We start from the raw sequence: 1,362 nt of genomic DNA, 5'->3' as shown, positions 1-1,362 counted from the left end.
CGTCGGGCGAGCGCGACCCGGAAATGCCCACGCCAATATGCGCTTTCATGCCGAAGTACCACTGATTCCCTTTCTTGATCTGGTGAAAAATTTCAAAAGTCACGGGGCGAAATAATGCGGAAAATATTTGCGTGTATCCTATAGTTGGAATCGAGTCCGACGCTTGACACGATTACCGTAGTCCACGGGTTGAGTGGTCAGCCACGCAAGCGCCCCGACAAGCTGCATGCCGACAAGGGTTACGACTGACGTCGATGTCGGTGCTATCTGAAACAGCATGGCATCACTGCGTGAATCGCCAGCGAGGGGATCGAGAGCAGAGAGCGGCTGAGGCGTAATCGGCGGGTCGTCGAACGCACCTTCGCATGGCAGCACAACTTCAGAGTAAGCGCGCGATCAGTACCGTCTTTCCCGCGAGGAATGGTTACGGCAATCTGATTCCCATCACATTTTGATGCGAATCAGATTAGAGCGTGTTATGCACTTTTCCTCGGCACAACCGTTCAAGGAGGATGGAAAAACGCAGACCCTACCCGAGTGACGTAACGGACGAAGAATGGAGCTTCGTTGTGCCGTATCTGACGCTGATGAAGGAAGAGGCACCGCAACGGCAGTACGAGCTGCGCGAGCTTTACAACGCGTTGCGCTGGTTGGCCCGTGCAGGCGCACCGTGGCGGCTGTTGCCGACGAACTTCCCGCCGTGGGAGGCCGTGTACCAGCAAACCCAACGATGGCTGCGCGCTGGCTGCTTTGAGGCGATGACCGACGACCTGCGCTCGATCATTCGTGTCGCACAGGGGCGTCAGGGTCAACCCAGCGCGGTGATTCTCGATGGGCGGACATTGCAATCGACGTGTGAAAGCGGTCCGCGCGCGGGATATGACGGCTACAAACGCAAACGCGGCAGCAAAGTACACATGGCCGTCGACACGTTGGGCCATCTGCTGGCGGTGCACATCACGCCGGCCAACGAGCAGGAGCGCGCTCAGGTGCGGCAATTGGCGCAGCAGGTTCAGCAGGCCACTGGCCAGACGGTGAAACTCGCCTTTGCCGACCAGGGCTATACCGGCGAAGACGCGGCGCAGGCTGCGCGTGACGAAGGCATCGAGTTGCAGGTCATCAAACTGCCCGAGGCGAAGAAGGGTTTCGTGCTGCCGCCGCGACGCTGGGGGGTGCCCCTATGTGTTTCGTCAAGCGTTAGATCCTATGAAGCGAAGGCCTCGACAAGCTGACGCCTAAAATTGGCGTGCTGGATCTTGCGCGAGTAATAAGCCCGCGAGACTGGGTCTCGTAAGGCCGCGAAGGCAGAGAGGAACAAGGCTCGCTTGAGCACCTTGTTGCCCCGTCTGGATGGGTGCTCGC

3 pseudogenes are annotated in these 1,362 nt (G+C 58.8%); 2 read left to right on the top strand and 1 reads right to left on the bottom strand.

What is annotated here, in order from left to right:
* Positions 1-159: 159 nt before the first annotated feature.
* Together VL15_RS43440 and VL15_RS36995 are read left to right on the top strand one after the other, a co-directional pair.
* Positions 160-384: pseudogene (locus VL15_RS43440) on the top strand (transposase); the annotation flags it as partial.
* 128 nt (positions 385-512) lie between these two features.
* Positions 513-1,175: pseudogene (locus tag VL15_RS36995) on the top strand (IS5 family transposase); the annotation flags it as partial.
* A gap of 35 nt (positions 1,176-1,210) precedes the next feature.
* Here VL15_RS36995 and VL15_RS43885 read toward each other — a convergent pair.
* A pseudogene (locus VL15_RS43885) lies at positions 1,211-1,362 on the bottom strand (IS110 family transposase); the annotation flags it as partial.

Origin of the sequence: Burkholderia cepacia (genome assembly GCF_001039005.1) — a bacterium.
Classification (GTDB): domain Bacteria; phylum Pseudomonadota; class Gammaproteobacteria; order Burkholderiales; family Burkholderiaceae; genus Burkholderia; species Burkholderia theae.
Note: the sequence above shows the minus strand (reverse complement) of the source record. Positions and strands in the feature narration are given on the sequence as shown.